The sequence below is a fragment of the Parvibaculum sedimenti genome, assembly GCF_009184905.1.
Lineage (GTDB): Bacteria > Pseudomonadota > Alphaproteobacteria > Parvibaculales > Parvibaculaceae > Parvibaculum > Parvibaculum sedimenti.
In genome coordinates, this window is record NZ_WESC01000001.1 from 136964 (window position 1) to 158445 (window position 21482).

The window sequence follows — 21482 nt, forward strand, 5'->3', positions numbered from 1 at the left end:
GCCCGGTGTGGTCATGGCTCTGGAAGGCAAAGACTCTGTCGGCAGGATTTCGGCCATTGGCGGCTCTTTATGTATCGGCCCGACACTGGTAGCACCGGCCGTCGAACGGGGTCAAATCGAGGGCTTTGGGCTTTGCCCGGAGGCGCTATGATGCGGCCCTTCGAGTTGAATATAGGAAGGCGATTGGCGTGGCGAAGAGCGGACCGGCAGAAAAAGCGACGGAAAGACCCCTGAAGAAGGGCGACCATCTCTTTCTGGTCGACGGCTCGGGCTATATTTTCCGCGCCTACCACGCCTTGCCTCCGCTGACGCGCAAGTCCGACGGGTTGCCGACTGGCGCCGTCGCGGGCTTCTGCAACATGCTCTACAAGCTCATCGAGGATACGAAGGACGAGTTCGAGCCGACGCATCTCGCCGTCATCTTCGATGCCTCGGGCAAGACTTTCCGCAACGACATCTATCCGCTCTACAAGGCGCAGCGCCCCGAGCCGCCGGAGGATTTGCGTCCGCAATTCGCGCTGGTGCGCGACGCTGTGCGCGCCTTCTCCGTGCCATCGATCGAGATGCTGAATTACGAGGCCGACGACCTCATCGCCACCTATGCGCGGCTGGCGCGGGAAGCGGGCGCGCGCGTCACCATCGTCTCGTCCGACAAGGATCTGATGCAGCTCGTCTCCGACGATGTCGACATGCTCGACACGATGAAGATGAAGACGATCCGCCACGCCGAAGTGATCGAGAAATTCGGCGTGCCGCCGGAAAAGGTCATCGACGTGCAGGCGCTCGCGGGCGACAGCGTCGACAATGTGCCCGGCGTTCCCGGTATTGGCATCAAGACGGCGGCAGAACTCATCAATGAATATGGCGATCTGGAATCGCTGCTCGCCCGCGCCTCCGAGATCAAGCAGCCGAAGCGCCGCGAAAAGCTGATCGAGAATGCGGAGCTTGCGCGTATTTCGAAGCAGCTTGTCACGCTCGATCAGAACGTGCCCATCGACGTGCCTGTCGAAGCGATGGGCATTCATGATCCCAACCCGGGAAAGCTCATCGCCTTTCTCAAGGACATGGAATTCACGACGTTGACGCGCCGTGTTGGCGAACGCTTCGGCGTCGATGTCGACAAGGTGGCGCCCGCGGGCGAGCACCCGTCGCATCCTGCGGGCGAAGAAAAGCCCACCCGGGTGGAGATGGCGCCGTCGAAGATTGGTGGCGCTCCCGGCGCGACGCTTGCGGGCCTCGATCGTTCCTTCAAGGATGCGCGCCATGTCGCTGTGACGACACTTGCCGAACTTCAGGAGTGGATCGCGCGCGCATGCGAGGCAGGAATCGTCGCCGTCGATACGGAGACGGATTCGCTCGATCCGATGCAGGCGCGGCTCGTCGGCTTTTCGCTCTGCTACGAGCCGGGCTTTGCCTGCTATGTGCCGCTGCAGCATGGAAGCGGCGGCAATCTAGATCTCGACAACGCGGCGACGCAGCAGCAGATTCCGATGAAGGATGCCCTCGCCGCGTTGAAGCCGCTTTTCGAGGATCCCTCGATTCTCAAGGTCGGCCAGAACCTCAAATACGATCTCACGGTCTTCGCGCAGCATGGGCTTTCGCTCACCGCGCACGACGACACGATGCTCATGTCCTATGCGCTCGACGCCGGACTCCACGGTCACGGAATGGACGAGCTTTCCGAGCTTCATCTCGGCCACAAGCCGATTCCCTATTCGGAAGTCGCAGGGAGCGGCAAGGCGCAGGTGACGTTCGATCAGGTGCCGGTGGACAAGGCCGTGGCCTATGCCGCCGAAGATGCAGATGTGACGCTCCGCCTCTTTCATGTGCTGCGCCCGCGCCTCGTCGCCGAGCATCGCCTGACCGTTTACGAAACGCTTGAACGTCCGCTCGTGCCTGTGCTTGTCGATATGGAACGCGCAGGCATCAAGGTCGACCGCAATGTGCTGGCGCGGCTTTCCGGCGACTTCGCGCAGAAGATGGCGCAATACGAGGAAGAGATTTACGAGCTTGCGGGCCACCGCTTCAACATCGGCTCGCCCAAGCAGCTCGGCGAAATCCTCTACGACAAGATGGGCCATGAAGGCGGCAAGAAGACCAAGACCGGTGCCTGGTCGACCGACGCCGACGCGCTCGAAGCACTCGCCGTGCAAGGCCACGATCTGCCGCGCCGGGTGCTCGACTGGCGCGGGCTGTCGAAGCTGAAAAGCACCTATACCGACGCGCTTCCTTCTTTCATCCATCCCGAGACGGGCCGCGTCCATACAAGCTATTCACTCGCTGCAACGTCCACGGGCCGACTTTCGTCGAGCGATCCGAACTTGCAGAACATCCCGGTTCGTACCGAGGATGGCCGCAAGATCCGCACGGCCTTCATTGCGGAAAAGGGCAACAAGCTCATTTCGGCGGACTACAGCCAGATCGAGTTGCGGCTTCTCGCGCACATTGCCGATATCGACGCGTTGAAGAAGGCCTTTGCGGAAGGCATGGACATTCACGCCATGACGGCCTCCGAAATGTTCGGCGTGCCGGTCCAGGGGATGGACCCGTCGGTGCGCCGCCGCGCCAAGGCGATCAATTTCGGTATCATCTACGGTATTTCGGCTTTCGGTCTCGCGAACCAGCTCGGCATTCCGCGTCAGGAGGCGGGCGAATATATCGACCGCTATTTCAAGCGCTTCCCTGGCATCCGCGCCTATATGGAGACGACGAAGGAGCAGGCGCATACACATGGCTTCGTCGAGACGATCTTCGGCCGCCGCGTGCATCTGCCCGCCATCAACTCGAAGAACCCGGCCGAGCGCGCCTTCAACGAACGCGCCGCCATCAACGCCCCCATTCAGGGCGCCGCCGCCGACATCATCCGCCGCGCCATGATCCGCATGCCAGATGCGCTCCGCGACGCGAGGCTCTCGGCGCGCATGCTTCTCCAGGTGCATGACGAATTGATCTTCGAAGCGCCCGACGACGAGGCGGAGAAGACTTGCGCGCTCGTCGCGAAGGTGATGGCGGATGCCGCGGAGCCTGCCGTCAAGCTCTCCGTGCCGCTCGACGTCGAGGCGCGTGCGGCAAATAATTGGGACGAGGCGCATTGAAGATGGTTTGGTGGCGCTCCGCTGGCATGGCCGTGTTGGCGATCGGTATCGCGGCACTCTGCACGCCCGTCGGAGCCGAAGAATGTCCGCCACTTTTTTCGCTGCAAGATGCGAATCGATTCAACCCGCCGCATTTCGACGAGTACCAAGTGGCCGTGCTCAAGCTCGGACGGCCTGCGTCGGCGAGGATAGACGAAGATACGCAGGCGAAGCTCTATCGGAGCGTCCTGAAGGAGGGCGCCACCAAGGGACCGAATTTCGCGGGCCAATACACCATCGTGGGCTGGGGCTGCGGGAGTAGCTGCTTGCAATTTGCGATCGTCGACGCACGGACCGGCGAGGTCTTCTTTCCCGCGGGCATTCACAACATCGCGACGGCCCATGTACAGGGCGTCGATGGCGAGGAGGCGGAATATACGGGTCTTCGATTCCGTCTCGACAGCGATCTCCTGATTACACTTGGTGCAATCAATGAAGACGAGCGGCGGGAGGGTTGGTCCTTTTTCAAATGGACAGGCGGGAAGCTGGACCTGATACGCTTCATTCCGAGACCAAGACAGGAATGCGAACCACATCGATGAGAGCCAAGGGAGAAGACAGAAGTTTCGGGTGGGAGACGCGGCTTGTGCTTGCCTCGCCCCTCAATCTCTTCTGGACGGGCGCCGCCATCGCGGTGCTTCTCTATCTGAGCTTCGTGTCGTGCGCGCTCTGGAATGGCCTCAACATTGTCATCGACCGCACGGGCGATCCGACGCTTTCATCCGACGCATGGACCGCGCTCTGCATGGCGCTGCTCTGGTGGACCATCATCAGCCTCGGCCAGTACACGCGGAGCGCCAATCTGGCGGAAGCCTGGAAGCTTTCGAAGCTCGGCGTTTCGATGAGCACTGAAAGGCTCGCCGAGCTTGAGCGCGGGCCGACGCGCGCCGCGCATCGTCGCGCTCATTTTTTCGGCCTTCTCGGTGCGGCGGCGGGCATTGTCTTCTACCTGCTCGTCTATCGTCCCGAGGGTCACGCCGTCTGGCCCAAAAACATGACACTTACCAACGCCTGGTTCTTTGTCATGACCCTTGGTCTTTTCACCGAGATTTTCCGCAGCCTTTCTTTCGTGCGCATGGATACGACAGTCTTCGTGCGCGATCTCGATCATCGCGTGGAGATCGACCTTCTCGATATTTCAAAGCTCGACGGCTTTGGTCGCATAGCATTGCGCGGCGCCCTGCCATGGCTTCTCACAGGTACCATCGTATTGCTGCTTCTTCTCGGTCAGCGCTCGACGGAACTTTTCTGGCCGTTGATCGCAGGGCTCGTCGCGAGCGCCACCATCGTCTTCGCCTGGCCCATGTGGCGTGTGCACAGGCTTATCGACAATGCGAAGAAGATGGAGCTTGCGCGGCTCCGCCGCGAGATTGTGGAGACGCGCGCGGCTTTCGAAAGGCCGGGCACTGAAGGCGACCGCGCCGCGTCCCGGCTTTCCGCCCTTCTGGCGCTGGAAGAGCGTGTCGAAGAGGTGCGTGAATGGCCACTCGACATGCCGACCGTCTTCCGCTTTGCCCTCTATCTCGCGCTGCCGCTCGGCTCCTGGCTCGGTGGTGCGGTGGTAGAGCGCATTTTAGGCCTCGTCATGGGGTGAAAAGCGCGAGACGATGCCTCATCTCATATTTGTGAGAAGAGGAGGTTCCCATGCCGAACTCCGACAAGAAGAAACCTGCGCCGCAAAAGAACGACATCGTCGACGAGGCCGGCGAAGAGACCTTTCCGGCAAGTGACCCGCCCCCCTGGACGGGCACCCATGCGGGCGAGCCGAAACACGCTGCCGGCCAGCAAAAGAAAAAGCACTGACTGGCGATCAGGCGGCAGCCTTGAACCGGCGCGGCAGCCGTGTCGAGGCAAAGAGCTCGCCCATGCGTTCCGTGTGAGCGACGAGGTTCGTATGGCCGAGTGCAGCGTCCTTCAGCGGGCTCGCGATGTCCGGACCGATGATGTTCACGAGAAACCCATACATCGTGACATCGGCAAGCGTCGGCGCTTCGCCGAAGAGGAATGGATTGTCGCCGAGAAAGGCTGAGAGCGCGGCGAGGTCATGCGCGCCTAGCGCGTAGACTTCCTCGCGCGTATGCCTGTCGATGCCATGACCGTCCAGCTTCTGCCGCGCCGTCTTCCGCGCCATATGGGGGATGAGCCTGCGCATCGGCCAGGGTAGCGCCGCGAAAAAGAGCGGCCTGATGACATCCCAGCCTTTCGGTTCCATCCAGCGGCTGTAGACCATCACCCAATAGAGCCGCTCCTCGATCATGCGCTGCAGGGCGTGGCTTTCGGCCCGCTGCCGTGCGTTGAGGCCGCGATCGAGGTCAAGCCCGTGACGCAACTTCAGAAGGTCGAGGATGAGCGCCGAATCGCCGACGCGCTCACCGTCGATTTCGACGAAGGGAACCTTGTGCTTGGGCCCGGCGGCGGGATTGGGAACCAGCTCTGTCTCATAGGCGAGGCCGGAAAGCCGAAGCGCGCATTCGAGCTTGACGCAGAATGGGCTGGCATTGGGCGTGCCCTTGAGGGTCGGGGGGAACTGGTAAAGACGGATCATGGTGCTCTCTCCTCTGTTGTCTTTCCCCCTTATACTGACAGGCTACTGACACCATGCCGTCAGCAGAGATCTGCGACACTTGAATGTGTGAAGGGAGATTGCGATGCGTCGCGCCGACCGGCTGTTCGACATCATCGAGTTTCTGCGCCGCAACAAGCGCGTGGTGACCGCGCAGGAGCTTGGCGCGGAGCTGGAGGTCTCCGTACGTACGATTTATCGCGACATTGCCGATTTGCAGGCAAGCCGCGTGCCCATCGAGGGTGAGGCGGGCCTCGGCTATGTGTTGCGCGCTGGCTACGAATTGCCGCCTCTGATGTTCACGGAAGATGAAATCGAGGCGCTGGTTCTCGGCGCGCGCATGGTCAGGGCCTGGGGCGATGCGAATTTTACGCAAGCCGCCGATGCGGCGCTTGCCAGGATCACGGCGATATTGCCCGAGCGGCTGACACGAATAGCCGAGACGAGCCGCGTCACCGTCGCGCCGGCGCGTGGCATGGATGCTTTCAACAAGCACCTCACACCTATTCGCCGCGCCATCCGCGACCAGCGAAAGCTCGTCATGGATTACGCGGCGCTGTCCGATGAGCGCACCAGCCGCACTGTGCGCCCGCTAGGCCTGGCCTTTTTCGGTCCGTTCTGGATGCTTGCGGCCTGGTGTGAACTGCGCCGCGATTTCCGCACCTTCCGTATCGAGCGTATAGCCACACTCAAGCTGAGCGATGAGACATTTCGCGACGAAACGGGAAAGACGATCGAGGATTTTTACGCCCGGCCGGACATGCCTCGTTCGCGCTAGGCGTTCAGTCCTTCATCATCGTGCCGCGCTCGCGCAACGCCGCATGCCAGGAGAGCGCTTCCTCGATGACGTGTGGTGTGTGCCCGTCGCGCGCGGCCGCGCGGGTGTAATAGTCGGCCAGAGCGTCGCGATAGGAGGGGTGAGCGCAATTCCGGATGACGAGGGCGGCGCGTTCGCGCGGCGCCAGGCCGCGCAAATCGGCAAGACCCTGTTCGGTGATCAGGATGCCGACATCATGTTCCGTATGATCGACATGGCTGACCATCGGCACGACGCTTGAAATCTTTCCATCCTTCGCCGTCGATTTGGTGACGAAGATCGACAGAAATCCGTTGCGCGCAAAGTCGCCTGAACCGCCGATGCCGTTCATCATGTGTGTGCCGCCGACATGGGTCGAGTTGACATTGCCATAGATGTCGAATTCGAGCGCCGTGTTGATGGCGATGACGCCGAGACGACGCACCACTTCCGGATGATTGCTGATCTCCTGCGGGCGCAGCAGAAGGCGGCCTTTATAGGCGCCGATATTCGGCATGACTTCGTCGTGCTTTTCGGCGGACAGCGTGATCGACGACGCGGAAGCAAAGACGAGCTTGCCCGCGTCGAAGAGATCGAAGGTCGAATCCTGCAAGACCTCCGAATACATTTTGAGGTCATGAAATGGCGAGTCGATGAGTCCGTGCAGAACGGCGTTGGCGACCGAGCCGATGCCCGCCTGAAGCGGACGGAGATCCGTGCCCATGCGGCCCATCTTCACTTCGTGCCTGAGAAATTCGATCAGGTGGCCGGCAATGGCGCGCGTCTCGTCATCGGGCGGTGTCACCTTGGCGGAGCTATCGAGCTTCTCGGTGATGACGATGGCAGCGATCTTCTCCGGCGGGATCTGAATATAGGGAAGGCCCGCCCGGCCTTCCGGCGCGACGATGGGGATCGGTTCGCGATGGGGCCGCTTCGTCGGAATGTAGATGTCGTGCAAGCCCTCCAGCAGCAGCGGCTGGGTGAGGTTGATCTCGACGATGACTTTGGGCGCGAGGATGGCAAAGCTCGCCGAATTGCCGACCGACGTCGTCGGCACGATGCCGCCCGTCTCGGTGATGGCGACGGCCTCGACGATGGCGATATCGATATCGGGGAGCTGATGGGTGCGCAGCATCTCGACCGTCTCGGAGAGATGCTGATCGACGAACATCACCTCGCCGGCATTGATCGCCTTGCGCAGGCCCGGATCGGACTGGAAAGGAATCCGCCGCGAGAGCAGGTGGGCTTCGGCGAACGTCTTGTCGAGATCATTGCCGAGCGAGGCGCCCGTCATCAGCGTGATCTTCATGGGCTCGCGTTTGGCGCGTTCGGCAAGTGCCAGCGGAACGGCTTTGGCCTCGCCGGCGCGCGTGAAGCCGCTCATGCCGACGGTCATGCCGTCGCGGATGAGAAGCGCTGCTTCGTCGGCGGTGACGATGCGATTATAGAGGCCGGCGTTGCGAATGCGATCGCGATACATTTTCGTCCCATGAACTAAAAAGCAAGAAGCCCGGACCTTTCGGTCCGGGCTTCTTTATTTCAGGCAGCGGTCAGGGTTACTCCGCGGCGCGGGTCAGCGCCGGGGCCGCTGCGCGGACTTCCGGATCGACATGATCCTCGAACTTCGCGAAGTTCTCGATGAACATGCCGACGACCTTCTGCGCCTGCGCGTCGTAAGCGGCTTTGTCGGCCCAGGTCTCGCGCGGGTTGAGGATCTTCGTGTCGACGCCGGGAACGCTGACCGGCACCTTGAAGCCGAAATTGCTGTCGGTGCGGAACTCCACCGTCGCGAGCGACCCGTCGAGAGCAGCGGCGAGCAGCGCGCGCGTCGCCTTGATCGGCATGCGCGAGCCGACGCCATAGGCACCGCCCGTCCAGCCCGTGTTGACGAGCCAGCAGTCGACCTTGTGCTCGGCGATGAGGGCGCGGAGCAGGTTGCCGTATTCGGTGGGGTGGCGCGACATGAACGGCCCGCCGAAGCAGGTCGAGAAGGTCGCTTCCGGCTCCGTCACGCCCTTCTCGGTGCCGGCGACCTTCGCCGTGTAGCCCGAGAGGAAGTGATACATGGCCTGGCTCGGCGTCAGCTTCGAGATGGGAGGCAGCACGCCGAAGGCATCAGCCGTCAGCATGATGATGTTTTTCGGATGGCCGCCGGTGCCGGTCGCGCTCGCATTCGGGATGAAGGAGAGCGGATAGGCGCCACGGCTGTTCTCGGCGAGAGCGGCGCTGTCGAGGTCGAGCTCGCGGGTCTCCTCGTCCATGACGACATTCTCGAGCACGGTGCCGAAGCGCTTCGTCACCGCATAAATCTCGGGCTCGGCTTCAGCAGAGAGCTTGATCATCTTCGCATAGCAGCCACCTTCGAAGTTGAAGACGCCGTTTTCCGACCAGCCGTGCTCGTCGTCGCCGATGAGCGTGCGCGAGGCATCGGCCGAAAGGGTGGTCTTGCCGGTGCCGCTGAGGCCGAAGAAGACCGCCGTGTCGCCCTTGGGGCCGATATTGGCCGAGCAGTGCATCGGCATGACGCGCTTGGGCGGCAGCTCGTAGTTGAGCATCGAGAAGACGGACTTCTTGATTTCGCCGGCATAGGAGGTGTTGGCGATGAGCACGATGCGCTTGGTGAAGTCGCAGGCGATGACCGTCGAGGTGCGGACGCCGTACTTCGCCGGATCGGCCTCGAAGCTCGGCAGGTCGATGATCGTGAATTCGGGGAGGAAGTCGTCGAGCTCTTCAGGGGTCGGCTCGATCAGCAGGTTCTGGATGAACAGAGAGTGCCAGGCGTATTCCGAGTAGATGCGGGTCGCGAGGCGATGGGTCTTGTCGGCGCCGCCGAAGAGATCCTGAATGAAGAGCTCTCTGCCTTCGGCATGCTTGAGCATGTCCTGATGGAGAAGGTCGAAGGCCTCCGGCGTCATCGCCTTGTTGTTGTCCCACCAGACCGCGTTCTCGGTATTCTCGTCGCGAACGATGAACTTGTCTTTCGCGGAGCGGCCGGTATGAACGCCGGTCTTGACGACGAACGGGCCATCGGCGGCGACCAGGCCCTCGTTGCGGCGGACGGCTTCTTCATAAAGCGCCGCCGGGCGGTAGTTCCAATGGGCGGCGGCGAGATTCTTGAAGCCGCCTTTGTCCACGCCGTGTTTGCTGATGTTGGGCCCGGTCTGTTTCACACCTTTTCTCCTGTGATGCTCTTGGCAGCGCCGGTCGCCGTGTCGGGCTTCGGGTTCGGGAGCCGGTGCGGAGTCTCTGCCGTCGCCGGAATTTTCGGGAACCGCCGGTGTGTTGCTGCCTCGTCTTCCAAAATGTTTCGGTCGTCTTTGCCTGGTCGTCTGGGCGGCCGCATAGGGCCGTAGAAATAAGGCGGGATTATAGCATGGCCGGGCACGTCCCTCGGGGCGGCCCGCCGCCAATGCGGCTTGTTCTTGCGGGGGGTGATGGCGGCCGGCAAAAGTCCCGCCGCAGCCCGGTTTCCCCCGGTGTTCCCGTTCAGATTTGCGCGCACCATAATTGCCCGGCATTGCTGGTGCAACTGGCGCGAAAAGAATGATTCTCAAACCCGTCGGCGCCGGCCCGCCGGGGCAAGCCGTTCATGCTATGTGCTTGTGGCGCGGCGGCGCCGTCGGTCCTCGTCGGATTATGGGCACGATGCATGGCGTGCCTTCGCGCAAGTGCTTATACTGCCGCCACATTTTAGGCCAAAAGCGACCCTAAGCCTTCCCGGGCTTTGCTCATGAAGCCACACAGGCCCGATGCCTGCCCAAGGGGACCCGCGGATGGACAATGTTGGAAACGAAGCTCTTGAAAAGGGACGGGGCCAAATGCCAACCATCGCGCTGGTTGACGATGACCGTAATATTCTCACCTCGGTGAGCATGGCGCTCGAGGCCGAGGGCTATCACGTCCAGACCTATACGGACGGCGCGGCCGCGCTGGCGGGGCTTGCCGCCAATCCGCCGGATGTCGCCGTCTTCGACATCAAGATGCCGCGCATGGACGGCATGGAGCTTCTGCGCAGGCTACGCCAGAAGTCTGACCTGCCGGTGATCTTCCTGACCTCCAAGGATGATGAGATCGACGAGCTTTTCGGCCTGCGCATGGGCGCGGACGACTATATCCGCAAGCCTTTCTCGCAGCGCCTTCTGGTTGAGCGCGTGAAGGCGGTGTTGCGCCGGGCGAGCCCCAAGGTCGAAGGCGTGGCCGCCGAAGGCGGCGCGGAAAAGATCGTGCTCGAGCGCGGAAAGCTTGTCCTCGATCCCGAGCGCCATTCCTGCACCTGGGACGGCAAGCCGGTTGTCCTCACTGTCACCGAATTCCTGATCCTTCAGGCGCTCGCGCAGCGGCCGGGCTATGTGAAGAGCCGCGACTCCCTCATGGACGCGGCCTATGACGATCAGGTCTATGTGGACGACCGGACCATCGACAGCCACATCAAGCGCCTGCGCAAGAAGTTCAAGGAAGTCGACGACGATTTCGATGCGATCGAGACGCTTTATGGCGTCGGCTATCGCTATCGTGAAGCCTGAAGGCTGCGAGGTCCCGCCCGGATGACACCGAAATGGCGAGCGTGAGCGAGCATGAGGTTCCGCCACCGGCGGTGCGGCATTCCGCCGCGCCGGAGGGGAAAGCTGCTTCCAGCACTTCGCCGCGCCCGCACGGCGATTTTAGGCGCATGGCCGAGCGGCTGATTGCGGCGGTTTTCAACGGGTTTCGCGGCTTTCTGCTGCGCGGGCGCTTTTCCAGCCTGACGCGTCGCATCGTCGCCTTCAACGTCGTCGCGCTGTGCGTACTGGTCAGCGGCGTTCTCTATCTCAATCAGTTTCGCGAGGGCCTGATCGATGCGCGGCGCCAGAGCCTTCTGACGCAGGCCGAGATCATCGCCGGCGCCATCGCCGAAAGCGCGACATCGGCGCAGGATGCGCAGGTCGTCGATCCGCTGGAGCGCCGCCGGAAGCCGCGCGACATCCGCCCCCCGGTTCCTGCCGGCGACATGGATACCGATGAGGATGCGAGCGAGCTGCCGATCATTCCGGAGAACGCTGCCCCGATCCTGCGCCGCCTCGTCCTGCCGACACAGACCCGAGCCCGCCTTTACGACAAGGACGGTTGGCTTATTCTCGACTCGCGCCAGCTTACCGCCTCTGGTCAGATCGTTGCCTTCGAACTGCCGCCGCCCGCAGGCGCCGAAGCGCCCGGCCCGCTCGGACGCCTGCGCGACAAGCTGCTTGGTCTTCTCCCCGGGCGCGACCTCGAGCGCTACAAGGAAGCGGGCAGCCAGAACGGCACGATCTACAGCGAGGTCACACGCGCGCTGCGCGGCATTCCTTCGAGCATGGAGCGCGTCAACGATCGCGGCGAGCTCATTGTCTCCGTTGCCGTGCCGATCCAGCGCTACCGCGCTGTGCTCGGCACACTGATGCTTTCGACGCGCGGCGGCGACATTGACGCCATCGTGCGCGCCGAGCGTCTGGCGATCATGCAGCTCTTCCTGGTCGATCTGGGTGTTACCATTCTGCTCTCCGTTCTGCTGGCGGGTACCATCGCCGAGCCGGTGCGGCGGCTTGCGGAATCTGCCGAGATCGTGCGCCGGGGCAAGACGCGCCGCGCCCAGATTCCGGACTTCACCGCGCGGCGCGACGAGATCGGCGAATTGTCAGGCGCGCTGCGCGACATGACGAATGCGCTCTACCGCCGCATGGATGCGATCGAAAGTTTCGCCGCCGATGTTGCGCATGAACTGAAGAACCCGCTGACATCGCTCAGGAGCGCCATCGAGACCTTCACGCTGGCGAAGGACGAGAAGGCCAAGGCGCGGCTGATGCAGATCATTCAGGACGATGTGCGTCGCATCGATCGGCTCATCAGTGATATCTCCAATGCCTCGCGCCTCGATGCCGAGTTGTCGCGCGAGGAGATGGAAGACGTCAACGTCGCGACGCTGCTCGAAACCGTCTGCGATCTTTTCACGGAGACGGGCGCCAGCGGCTCTGCCCGCGTCGTGCTCGACATCGAGGCAGGGCCGCATGGGCGCGCGGGCATGATCGTGAAGGGCTTTGACATGCGGCTTGGTCAGGTCATGCGCAATCTCATCGACAATGCGCTGTCCTTCAGCCCGGAAGGCGGTATCGTGCGTGTCTCGGCCGCGCGGGTGCCGGGTCGCATCGTCATTCGCGTCGAGGATGAGGGGCAGGGCATTTCGCCCGACAATTTCGAGCGCATCTTTGACCGTTTCCATACCGACCGGCCGGACAGCTTCGGCGAACACTCGGGCCTCGGCCTTGCCATCTCCAAGCAGATTGTCGAGGCACATCGCGGCACCATCTGTGCCGAGAACCGTCTGGAGGATGGCGGCGTCACGGGCGCCCGGTTCATCGTCGAATTGCCCACGACCTCGAGCTGAGCGGCGTATGACAGTCTTCATGCACGGCACCTGCGTCCTGATCGGTCCCCGCGCCGTTTTGCTTCGGGGGCCATCCGGCGCCGGCAAGTCCGATCTTGCCTTGCGGCTCATCAGCAGCGAGGGGCCGAGCGCCATGTTGGTCGCCGATGATCAGGTGGCTTTGAAGGTTGAACAGGGCCGCCTCGTCGCCTCGCCGCCCGCGGCGCTGGCGGGACTTCTGGAAATCCGCGGCCTCGGCCTGTTGCCGCTCCCCTTCGCTCCGCAGGCTGAAGTGGCGCTGGCGGTCGATCTGGTCCCCCGGGAGGAGGTGCCCCGAATGCCGGAGCCGCGTTTTCTCAGCATTGAGGGGGTAGAGCTTCCCCTCATCGCGCTCCACGCATTTGACCTGACGGCGGCAGACCGGGTACGTCTCGCGCTGGAAACCATCCCGGTCGGGGGCTTTCCCGGAAACGACGGACGCCTCGGCGGAGGCGCCGGCTTCGGTCGGTGATTGGGGCCCGTGATCTTTGTATTTGGGTGTCTCCATGCGCTTGTCTTTTGAGCGCGATTGGAGGCACGATACGCCCCTCCGCGGGGGCGCGGCCGGCGATCCAGCCTGCGTATTGGGCCGGGACGGCGAAGAGGGCTATTGATGATCGGACTAGTACTGGTAACCCACGGCGCTTTGGCCAGCCAATTCGTTGCGGCCATGGAACATGTGGTGGGCGCGCAGCGGCAGGTCGAGGCAATTTGCATCGGTCCTGACGATGACATGGAGCAGCGCCGCCGCGATATTCTCGATGCGGTGGCCAGCGCGGATTCCGGTGACGGCGTCATTCTTCTTACCGACATGTTCGGCGGCACGCCCTCGAACCTCGCCATCTCGGTCATGGACAAGGCGAAGGTCGAAGTGATCGCGGGCGTGAACCTTCCCATGCTCATCAAACTCGCAAGTGTGCGCGATCACGCGAGCCTCGGTGAAGCGGTCGATCTTGCGCAGGAATCGGGCCGCAAATACATCTCGATCGCGAGCCGCGTTCTTGCGGGCGATGGGGCCTGAACCTTATGCCTGCAGATGCCGAGGCTGAAGCGAGCCGCCCCGAAAGCCGCCTTCTCAATATCGTGAACACGCGCGGCCTGCATGCGCGGGCATCGGCCAAATTCGTTCAGTGTGCAGAGAAATTCGACGCCGAGGTCAAGGTCTCGAAGGAAGGGAACTCCGTCTCCGGCACGTCGATCATGGGCCTGATGATGCTCGCCGCCGGGCCTGGCTGCTGCATCCTGATCGAGGCTGAAGGTCCGGAGGCCAAAGCCGCGCTCGATGCGCTGGAAGCTCTGGTGTCCGACGGTTTCGGCGAACGCGACTAACATCATCCCAACGGCCGGCGGTCGCCGCCGTTTCACGATGTCCCACCATGGCCCGCTCGCGAGAGGCGGGCCTTTTCATTTGTGGCGGCGCAAAGCCGGTTCGCTTCGCGCCGAAGCGGTATGGAAAATGGATATAAAGATTTCTTTATATCTCTCTTGCCCCTCCCCGGCGCCGCTGTTATAAGGCACCACCTTGGCCGGATTTTGCCCGGCTGCAGCCCATTTTCGAAGGAGCCCCCATGAGCAATGATTACGTCGTCAAGGACATCAACCTCGCCGACTGGGGCCGCAAGGAAATCGACATCGCCGAGACCGAAATGCCGGGACTCATGGCGACCCGCGCCGAATTCGGCAAGTCGCAGCCGCTGAAGGGCGCGCGCATCGCCGGCTCCCTCCACATGACGATCCAGACGGCCGTTCTCATCGAGACACTGAAGGCGCTGGGCGCCGACGTGCGCTGGGCCTCCTGCAACATCTATTCGACGCAGGACCATGCCGCCGCCGCCATTGCGGCCTCGGGCACGCCCGTCTTCGCGATCAAGGGCGAGAGCCTTGAGGACTACTGGGAATATACGCACCGCATTTTCGAATGGGCCGATGGCGGCACGCCGAACATGATCCTCGACGATGGCGGCGACGCGACGCTGCTCGTGCATCTGGGCCTGCGCGCCGAAGGCGGCGACGTTGCCTTCCTCGAAACGGCTTCGAACGAGGAAGAGGAAATTCTCTACGCCGCGATCAAGCGCCGCCTGAAGCACAAGCATGGCTGGTACACGCAGCTCGCCAAGAGCATCCGCGGCGTGACCGAAGAAACGACCACGGGCGTGCATCGCCTCTACGAGATGCAGAAGAAGGGCACGCTGCTCTGGCCCGCGATCAACGTAAACGACAGCGTCACGAAATCGAAATTCGACAATCTCTATGGTTGCCGTGAATCGCTGGTCGACGGCATCCGCCGTGCGACCGACGTGATGATGGCGGGCAAGGTCGGCGTCGTCGCCGGCTTCGGCGATGTGGGCAAGGGCTCGGCGGCCTCGCTCCGCAATGCGGGCGCCCGTGTCATCGTCACCGAGATTGATCCGATCTGCGCGCTGCAGGCCGCGATGGAAGGCTATGAAGTGACGACGATGGAAGAAGCCGCGCCGCGCGGCGACATCTTCGTCACCACGACGGGCAATGTGGATGTCATCACCGTCGACCACATGCGCGCCATGAAGGACCGCGCCATCGTCTGCAACATCGGCCATTTCGACAGCGAAATTCAGGTCGGGGGGTTGCGCAACTTCAAGTGGCACAATGTGAAGCCGCAGGTGGACGAGATCGAGTTCCCCGGCGGCAACCGCATCATCCTTCTCGCCGAGGGCCGTCTTGTGAATCTCGGCTGCGCGACGGGCCACCCGAGCTTTGTCATGTCGGCCTCGTTTACGAACCAGACGCTCGCCCAGATCGAACTTTGGACGAAGCCGGATGCCTACGAGAAGAAGGTCTATACGCTGCCGAAGAAGCTCGACGAGAAGGTTGCCGCACTGCATCTGGAAAAGATCGGCGTGAAGCTGACCAGGCTCAATGACAAGCAGGCTGCCTATATCGGCGTCGACGCGGCGGGCCCCTACAAGCCCGAGGCCTACCGCTATTGATTTCGGCTCCGGCCGAACCCGAAAGGCCCGGCATCTGCCGGGCCTTTTTGTTTGAGGCGGCTTTGGATGCGCCGTTTCGCACCGCCTCAAGACATGATGTAGTATGGCTTCGGTTGGGCAGATCGGACCGTGCGAGTCGCACGGGGCGCGGGGACAATGACGGACATGCGAATGCCGCCGGCAAGGCTGCGGTTGGGGACGAGCGTTTTTGCGCTTGGGTCTGCGCTGCTGGCCGCGCCCGCCGCCGCCGATACGGTGCCCACCAGCCTTCAGGAAACTCTGCCCAAGGCATTGGCCACGCTTGGTGTCCCGGCTGAACCCGTCGTCAGCCTCTATATGCTGGGTGCCCTCGGCATTGCGGCCTTTGGCGTTCTGGCGGCAGTGGCGGGCTTCCGCGCCGCCCGCGTCGCGCGCCGCGTGGCGCTTGCCCGCGAGCAGGAGCTTGCGAGCCTCGATGCCCGGCTCCATGCAGCGGAATCGATCCTCGCTGCCGAGCCCGACGCCGTTTTCATCTGGACGCCGGAAAGTCTCCGCGCCGCGCCGGGCACGTTTCAATCACGCCCGCGCATCGTCGGTTCCACCGCGACGCTTGTCGATCCGGCCTCGGGCGATCTCGACTTCTCGTATCTGCTGACGCGTCTCGAGCCAGAGAATGCGGGCCGCCTCAACACTGCGGTGCAGCGGCTCAGAACGCGCGGTGCGCGCTTTTCACTCCATGTGCAGTCGCTGGACGGGCGCACCTTCGAGGCGGAAGGAAGGCCCGCAGGCGCTCTCGCCGTGCTCTGGCTGCGCGACGTTACGGGCGAGCGAGCGGAGGTGAGCCGCCTCAACGAGCGCGTCCGCCAGGCCGAGAGCGCCCGTGCCCGCTTCGAGGAGCATCTCATGACGGCGCCTTTCCCCGCCTGGCGGCGGAACGAGGAGGGCAAGCTCGTCTGGGTGAACGCCGCCTATGCGCGCGCCGTCGATGCGGCGACGCCACAGGACGCGGTGGAGCGCGGCCTCGAACTTCTGAGCGAGGATATTCTCGCCTCGCTGCGCCGCCGCCTTTTCGATCGCAACCGTGCCAGCGAACGGGCACATGCGATCATGGCCGGCGAGCGTCGCGCCATCGAGGTTTTCGAGCAGCGCGTTTCAGAGGGGCTTGCCGGGCTCGCCGTCGACGTCTCCGCCCTCGATGCGACAGAGGCGGAGCTGCGTCGCCATATCGAAAGCCATGCCGCGACGCTCGACCGCGTCGCCACGGCAGTGGCGATCTGCGGTCCCGACAAGCGGCTCAAATTCCGCAATCGGGCCTTTGAAACGCTGTGGGGTCTCGATCCGCAATGGCTCGACGCCGAGCCCACCGATAGCGAAATGCTCGACGAGTTGCGCGCCATGCGCCGCCTGCCGGAGCAGGCGAATTTCCCGGCCTGGAAACAGGTGCGCATGGAGCTCTATTCCTCGCTCGATCCGCTGGAGGAATACTGGCATCTGCCCGACGGCCGTACGATCAAGGTTCTCGGTCAGGCGCATCCCTTCGGCGGCGTCATCTATCTCTATGAGAATGTGACCGAACAACTGAATCTCGAAAGCTCCTACAACACGCTGGCCCGCGTGCAGCGTGAGACGATCGATCATCTCTATGAAGGCGTCGCGGTTTTCGGTTCGGATGGAAGGTTGAAGCTTTCCAATCCCGCTTATGCGCGCATCTGGAATCTCCCGGCCGAGATGCTGTCGGCAGAGCCGCATGTGAACGATATCGTCGAGGCATGCCGCCCGCTTTTCAGCGACAAGGCGGACGCGGACAACCTCAAGGCGCGCATCATGATGGCGTCGGGCGTCCGCTCGCAGGCGACGGGCCGCCTCAACCGTCCGGACGGCACGGTGATCGACTATGCGGTCGTGCCGCTCCCCGATGGCGCGAGCCTGCTCACCTATGTTGACGTCACGGATTCGATCCGCATGGAGCTGGCGCTGCGCGAGCGTAACGACGCGCTCGAAACGGCGGACCGTCTCAAGTCGGAATTCATCGGCCACGTTTCCTATCAGCTGCGTACGCCGCTCACGAATATCCTGGGCTTCGGCGAAATCCTTGAGGCCGAGATGTTCGGCGACCTCAATCCGAAGCAGCACGAATATACGCAAGGCATTCTTGAATCCTCCGACACGCTGCTCGACATCGTGAACGACATTCTGGACCTCACCGTCATCGAGGCGGGTGCGATGACGCTCGACCTGTCCGATGTCGAGATTTCGGGCGTTATCCGCGCCGCTGAGGACTTCGCGCAGCGCCCTGCGCAGAAGAACCGCGTTGTACTCAAGGTCGATGCGCCGCAAGACCTTGGCTTCATCCGTGCCGACGAAAAGCGCATCAAGCAGATCATGATCAATCTTCTGTCGAATGCGCTCGCCTTCACGAGCCCCGGCGATACGATCACCATTGGCGCCGAGCGCCTCGAAAACACGATCCAGCTTTACGTCGCGGACACTGGCGACGGCATCAAGCCGGAATTCCAGGCGACCGTCTTCGACCGCTTTGAATCGCGCGCCGGTCAGGACCGCCGCCGCGGCGCGGGCCTCGGCCTGTCGCTGGTGCGGTCCTTCGTCGAACTTCATGGTGGCTGGGTCACACTGGAATCCACGCCGGACGTCGGCACGCGTGTCACCTGCCATCTTCCGGTGCGGGCCCCGGGTGCTGCGTCGCCTTCCAGCGTCACCGGTCCGGATGTATTCTTCGCCCCGGAGCCTGCCGATCTGCCTTGAGGGTTTTCGGCCTCCGACGCTCGCTCTTTCCAACCACTGACCATTTTGATAGTTTCGGTCATTCGGTTCGAGGTCGCCCGCGCATGGCAGGCGAGAAAGGGAGGAACCCATGTCCGTCACCGTCAAAGTCAACGGCGTCAGCCACACGCTCGATGTCGAGCTTGAGATGCCGCTTCTCTGGGTGTTGCGCGACGAACTCGGCCTCACCGGCACGAAATTCGGCTGCGGTGTCGCCTCTTGTGGCGCCTGCACCGTGCATGTCGATGGCGAGGCGGTTCGCTCCTGCGTGACGCCGGTCGTCTCCGTCGAGAACCGCGAGATCGTGACCATCGAAGGCCTGGCCGAAGCCTCGGGTGCCAAGGCGGCGCTTGCGCCCATTCAGGCCGCATGGATCGCCGAGCAGGTCCCGCAATGCGGCTATTGCCAGTCGGGCATGTTGATGGCCGTTTCGGCGTTGCTGAAGGAAAAGCCGAAGCCGACCGATGCGGAGATCGACGAGGCGATCACCAATGTCTGCCGCTGCGGAACCTATCCGCGCGTCCGCGCCGCCATCCACTCGCTATCGAACGCCTGAGGGAGGGTGCAATGAACATCAAGAAACCCACACGGCGCGGTTTTCTCATCGCGGGCGGTCTCGCAGGCGGCGGATTGCTGCTTGGTTACGCCTGGTCCGGCCCTTCGCGTCTCAGCCTGCAGGACAAGGAGGCTGCTCAGAGCGAAGGCGAGCGCTTCGTCACGACATGGCTCAAGCTCTCGCCGGACAATGTGCTCACCGTTTATGTGCCGCATTCCGACATGGGGCAGGGCGTCATCACTGCACTTGCCATGATGGCGGCGGAGGAGATGGAGGCCGACTGGACGCTGGTGCGCGCCGAACAGGCACCCGCCGAGCAGGCTTTTGCCAATGAATCGCTCAGTCAGAATTTCACCGATGGCATCGCGATTCCTTCAATCCTCACCGGCATCAACAATGCCGCCTGGTATGGCGTTGCGAAACTCATGCATCTGCAGGTGACGGGCGGCTCCTCATCCGTGCGCTGGACAGGCCAGCATGGCATGCGCGTTGCGGGCGCCGCCGCGAAGGACCTGATGATCCGTGCCGCCGCCCGCCGCTGGAATGTCGATCCGTCGCAATGCGTGGCGCGCCTTTCCCATGTGCATCACGATGCTTCGGGCAAATCCGCGACATTCGCGGAGCTTGCCACCGATGCGTCCGGGCTTTCGCCACTCTCCAATCCCGTGCTCAAATCGCCCAAGGACTACACGATCGTCGGCAAGCCCATTCCGCGCTTCGACATTCCGTCTAAGGTCGATGGGTCCGCGAAATACGGCATCGACGTTCACCTGCCGGGCATGCTCTATGCGGCGATCAAATTCGTGCCGGTCTTCGGCGCCGAAGTCGTTAGCTACAACGAGGCGGAAATTCTCAAGCGCCCCGGCGTCAAGAAACTGGTGCGCTTGCCTGTGGGCGTCGCAGTCATTGCGAATAATTTCTGGCGCGCCAAGGAAGCCGCCGCCGCGCTCGAACTCAAGATCGATGCCAAGGGCAACGACAAGCGCACCACCGCGTCCATCTATGCGCAGCATGACAAGGACATTGCAGCCGGCGACAGCGCGAAGGACGTGGAGATCGGCGATGCGGAGGCCGCCATGAAGGGTGCGGCGAAACTCGTCGAGGCAACATACCGTGTGCCCTACCTCGCCCATGCCTGCATGGAGCCGATGAACTGTACGGTCTGGATCAAGGCGGACGGCAAGGCCGAAGTCTGGGTCGGCACGCAGGACGCGCTGGGCACGCGCGGACGCATTGCCGACGTCGCGGGACTTTCCTTCGACGACGTGACGCTTCATCCAATGCCCCTTGGCGGCGGCTTTGGGCGGCGCATCCCCGTGCGCAAGGGGTTTGCCGACTTCCCCAGCGACATTGATTTTGCAGCCCTGATCGCCAAGGAAGTCGATGCGCCGGTGAAGCTCGTTTATACGCGCGAGGATGACATCCAGCATGATGCCTATCGCCCGGCCGTGACGAGTGTTTTCAAGGTCGCGCTGGATGCGCAAGGCCAGCCGGTCGCCTGGCGCAACCGCTATGTGACGAAAGACGATCCAGCGGAAGCCGCGCATATTCCCTACGCGGTGGCCAACCAGTCGATCCGTTCCGTCGAGAGCCCGACGCCCGTGCCGCGCGGCCCCTGGCGCTCGGTCGCGCATTCGCAGCACACATTTTTCACAGAGAGCTTCACGGACGAACTCGCTCATGAAGCGGGGAAGGACCCGTTTGAATATCGCCGCGCTCTGCTGAAGGACAAGCCGCGCCATCTCGCCGTGCTGGAACTTGCCGCAGCGAAGGCCGGTTGGGGCACGCCGCTGCCCAAGGGCCATGCGCGCGGGATCGCCATTCAGGAAGCGTTCAAGACCATCGTTGCCGAGGTCGCGGAAGTTTCGGTGAGCCACACCGGCGAGTTGAAGGTCCATCGCGTCGTCGCGGCAGTCGATTGCGGTCGCATGATCAATCCGAACACGGTCGAGCAGCAGGTCGAGTCAGGCATCATCTTCGGCCTGACGGCGGCGCTGCGTGGCGAAATCACGATCGAGAACGGCGCCGTCGCGCAATCGAATTTCCCCGACTATGAAATGCTGCATATGTCTGACATGCCGTCGATCGAGGTGCATGTGATCGAGAGCGGCGCGGAGCTTGGCGGTATGGGCGAGCCTGCGACGCCGCCTATAGCGGCGGCCGTCTCGAACGCGGTCTTCGCCGCGACGGGCAAGCGCATTCGTGAATTGCCGCTCAAGAAGCACGACCTTACGCCACTCTCGGCCAAACTCGCGCAAGCAGCGGAGTGACTAACAAAAAAGGGCGCCGAAT

General features: G+C 62.9%; 17 protein-coding genes. 14 read left to right on the forward strand and 3 right to left on the reverse strand.

From position 1 onward, the window contains the following. Positions 1-230: 230 nt before the first annotated feature. The 4 genes from polA to F2P47_RS17560 are packed head-to-tail and all read left to right on the forward strand — an operon-like array spanning position 231 to position 4937. Positions 231-3095: a DNA polymerase I gene (gene polA / locus F2P47_RS00645; protein ID WP_152214457.1), complete on the forward strand. Its 2865-nt coding sequence runs from the start codon at positions 231-233 to the stop codon at positions 3093-3095. Continuing rightward, positions 3092-3676: a hypothetical protein gene (locus tag F2P47_RS00650; RefSeq protein WP_152214229.1), complete on the forward strand. Its 585-nt coding sequence runs from the start codon at positions 3092-3094 to the stop codon at positions 3674-3676. The genes polA and F2P47_RS00650 overlap by 4 nt, the downstream gene beginning before the upstream one ends. A 44-nt stretch (positions 3677-3720) precedes the next feature. Then, a complete protein-coding gene (locus F2P47_RS00655; RefSeq protein WP_152214230.1) occupies positions 3721-4728 on the forward strand; it encodes a hypothetical protein in 1008 nt (335 codons plus the stop codon). Between the two features lie 50 nt (positions 4729-4778). Beyond that, complete coding sequence (locus tag F2P47_RS17560; RefSeq protein ID WP_185680877.1) at positions 4779-4937, forward strand: hypothetical protein; 159 nt, start codon at positions 4779-4781, stop codon at positions 4935-4937. A gap of 7 nt (positions 4938-4944) precedes the next feature. On the opposite strand, the gene F2P47_RS00660 is transcribed toward F2P47_RS17560, so the two are convergent. Further along, positions 4945-5679: a glutathione S-transferase family protein gene (locus tag F2P47_RS00660; RefSeq protein ID WP_152214231.1), complete on the reverse strand. Its 735-nt coding sequence runs from the start codon at positions 5677-5679 to the stop codon at positions 4945-4947. A gap of 103 nt (positions 5680-5782) precedes the next feature. Here F2P47_RS00660 and F2P47_RS00665 point away from each other — a divergent pair, with 103 nt between their 5' ends. Continuing rightward, on the forward strand, positions 5783-6475 hold the full coding sequence (locus F2P47_RS00665) for a helix-turn-helix transcriptional regulator (RefSeq protein ID WP_152214232.1): 693 nt from the start codon (positions 5783-5785) through the stop codon (positions 6473-6475). A gap of 4 nt (positions 6476-6479) precedes the next feature. On the opposite strand, the gene scpC is transcribed toward F2P47_RS00665, so the two are convergent. After that, positions 6480-7973, reverse strand: a complete 1494-nt coding sequence (gene scpC, locus F2P47_RS00670) for a succinyl-CoA:acetate CoA-transferase ScpC (RefSeq protein ID WP_152214233.1) — start codon at positions 7971-7973, stop codon at positions 6480-6482. A 76-nt stretch (positions 7974-8049) separates the two neighbouring features. After that, the gene (locus tag F2P47_RS00675; RefSeq protein WP_425500023.1) at positions 8050-9627 is read right to left on the reverse strand and encodes a phosphoenolpyruvate carboxykinase; all 1578 of its coding nucleotides are present in this window, start codon (positions 9625-9627) and stop codon (positions 8050-8052) included. A gap of 684 nt (positions 9628-10311) precedes the next feature. On the opposite strand from F2P47_RS00675, the gene F2P47_RS00680 reads away from it, so the two are divergent. The 9 genes from F2P47_RS00680 to F2P47_RS00720 all read left to right on the forward strand — a co-directional run bounded on the left by F2P47_RS00680 (position 10312) and on the right by F2P47_RS00720 (position 21460). Next, positions 10312-11016 carry a response regulator transcription factor gene (locus tag F2P47_RS00680; protein WP_152214235.1) on the forward strand — a complete coding sequence of 235 codons (705 nt, stop codon included), beginning with the start codon at positions 10312-10314 and terminating at the stop codon, positions 11014-11016. 32 nt (positions 11017-11048) lie between these two features. Next, positions 11049-12890: a sensor histidine kinase gene (locus F2P47_RS00685; protein WP_152214236.1), complete on the forward strand. Its 1842-nt coding sequence runs from the start codon at positions 11049-11051 to the stop codon at positions 12888-12890. A 7-nt stretch (positions 12891-12897) separates the two neighbouring features. After that, positions 12898-13380 (forward strand): HPr kinase/phosphorylase, encoded by a 483-nt coding sequence (locus tag F2P47_RS00690; protein WP_152214237.1) that lies wholly within the window; start codon positions 12898-12900, stop codon positions 13378-13380. A gap of 141 nt (positions 13381-13521) precedes the next feature. Further along, the gene (locus tag F2P47_RS00695) at positions 13522-13929 is read left to right on the forward strand and encodes a PTS sugar transporter subunit IIA (RefSeq protein WP_152214238.1); all 408 of its coding nucleotides are present in this window, start codon (positions 13522-13524) and stop codon (positions 13927-13929) included. Between the two features lie 5 nt (positions 13930-13934). Further along, positions 13935-14237: an HPr family phosphocarrier protein gene (locus F2P47_RS00700; RefSeq protein WP_152214239.1), complete on the forward strand. Its 303-nt coding sequence runs from the start codon at positions 13935-13937 to the stop codon at positions 14235-14237. Between the two features lie 239 nt (positions 14238-14476). After that, on the forward strand, positions 14477-15874 hold the full coding sequence (gene ahcY, locus F2P47_RS00705; protein WP_152214240.1) for an adenosylhomocysteinase: 1398 nt from the start codon (positions 14477-14479) through the stop codon (positions 15872-15874). 156 nt (positions 15875-16030) lie between these two features. Beyond that, positions 16031-18616, forward strand: coding sequence for a PAS domain-containing sensor histidine kinase (locus tag F2P47_RS00710; protein WP_152214241.1), 2586 nt, complete (start codon positions 16031-16033; stop codon positions 18614-18616). 109 nt (positions 18617-18725) lie between these two features. Next, a complete protein-coding gene (locus F2P47_RS00715) occupies positions 18726-19190 on the forward strand; it encodes a (2Fe-2S)-binding protein (protein WP_152214242.1) in 465 nt (154 codons plus the stop codon). Positions 19191-19201: 11 nt separating this feature from the next. After that, a complete protein-coding gene (locus F2P47_RS00720) occupies positions 19202-21460 on the forward strand; it encodes a xanthine dehydrogenase family protein molybdopterin-binding subunit (RefSeq protein WP_152214243.1) in 2259 nt (752 codons plus the stop codon). The last annotated feature ends 22 nt before the right edge of the window (positions 21461-21482 follow it).

Bases quoted from the DNA above. Each gene is read 5' to 3' on its own strand.
- F2P47_RS00700 (WP_152214239.1), top strand. From the start codon at position 13,935: ATGCCTGCAGATGCCGAGGCTGAAGCGAGCCGCCCCGAAAGCCGCCTT.
- F2P47_RS17560 (WP_185680877.1), top strand. From the start codon at position 4,779: ATGCCGAACTCCGACAAGAAGAAACCTGCGCCGCAAAAGAACGACATC.
- F2P47_RS00660 (WP_152214231.1), bottom strand. From the start codon at position 5,679: ATGATCCGTCTTTACCAGTTCCCCCCGACCCTCAAGGGCACGCCCAAT.
- ahcY (WP_152214240.1), top strand. From the start codon at position 14,477: ATGAGCAATGATTACGTCGTCAAGGACATCAACCTCGCCGACTGGGGC.
- F2P47_RS00695 (WP_152214238.1), top strand. From the start codon at position 13,522: ATGATCGGACTAGTACTGGTAACCCACGGCGCTTTGGCCAGCCAATTC.
- scpC (WP_152214233.1), bottom strand. From the start codon at position 7,973: ATGTATCGCGATCGCATTCGCAACGCCGGCCTCTATAATCGCATCGTC.
- F2P47_RS00690 (WP_152214237.1), top strand. From the start codon at position 12,898: ATGACAGTCTTCATGCACGGCACCTGCGTCCTGATCGGTCCCCGCGCC.
- F2P47_RS00685 (WP_152214236.1), top strand. From the start codon at position 11,049: ATGGCGAGCGTGAGCGAGCATGAGGTTCCGCCACCGGCGGTGCGGCAT.
- F2P47_RS00715 (WP_152214242.1), top strand. From the start codon at position 18,726: ATGTCCGTCACCGTCAAAGTCAACGGCGTCAGCCACACGCTCGATGTC.
- F2P47_RS00665 (WP_152214232.1), top strand. From the start codon at position 5,783: ATGCGTCGCGCCGACCGGCTGTTCGACATCATCGAGTTTCTGCGCCGC.
- F2P47_RS00710 (WP_152214241.1), top strand. From the start codon at position 16,031: ATGACGGACATGCGAATGCCGCCGGCAAGGCTGCGGTTGGGGACGAGC.
- F2P47_RS00720 (WP_152214243.1), top strand. From the start codon at position 19,202: ATGAACATCAAGAAACCCACACGGCGCGGTTTTCTCATCGCGGGCGGT.
- F2P47_RS00680 (WP_152214235.1), top strand. From the start codon at position 10,312: ATGCCAACCATCGCGCTGGTTGACGATGACCGTAATATTCTCACCTCG.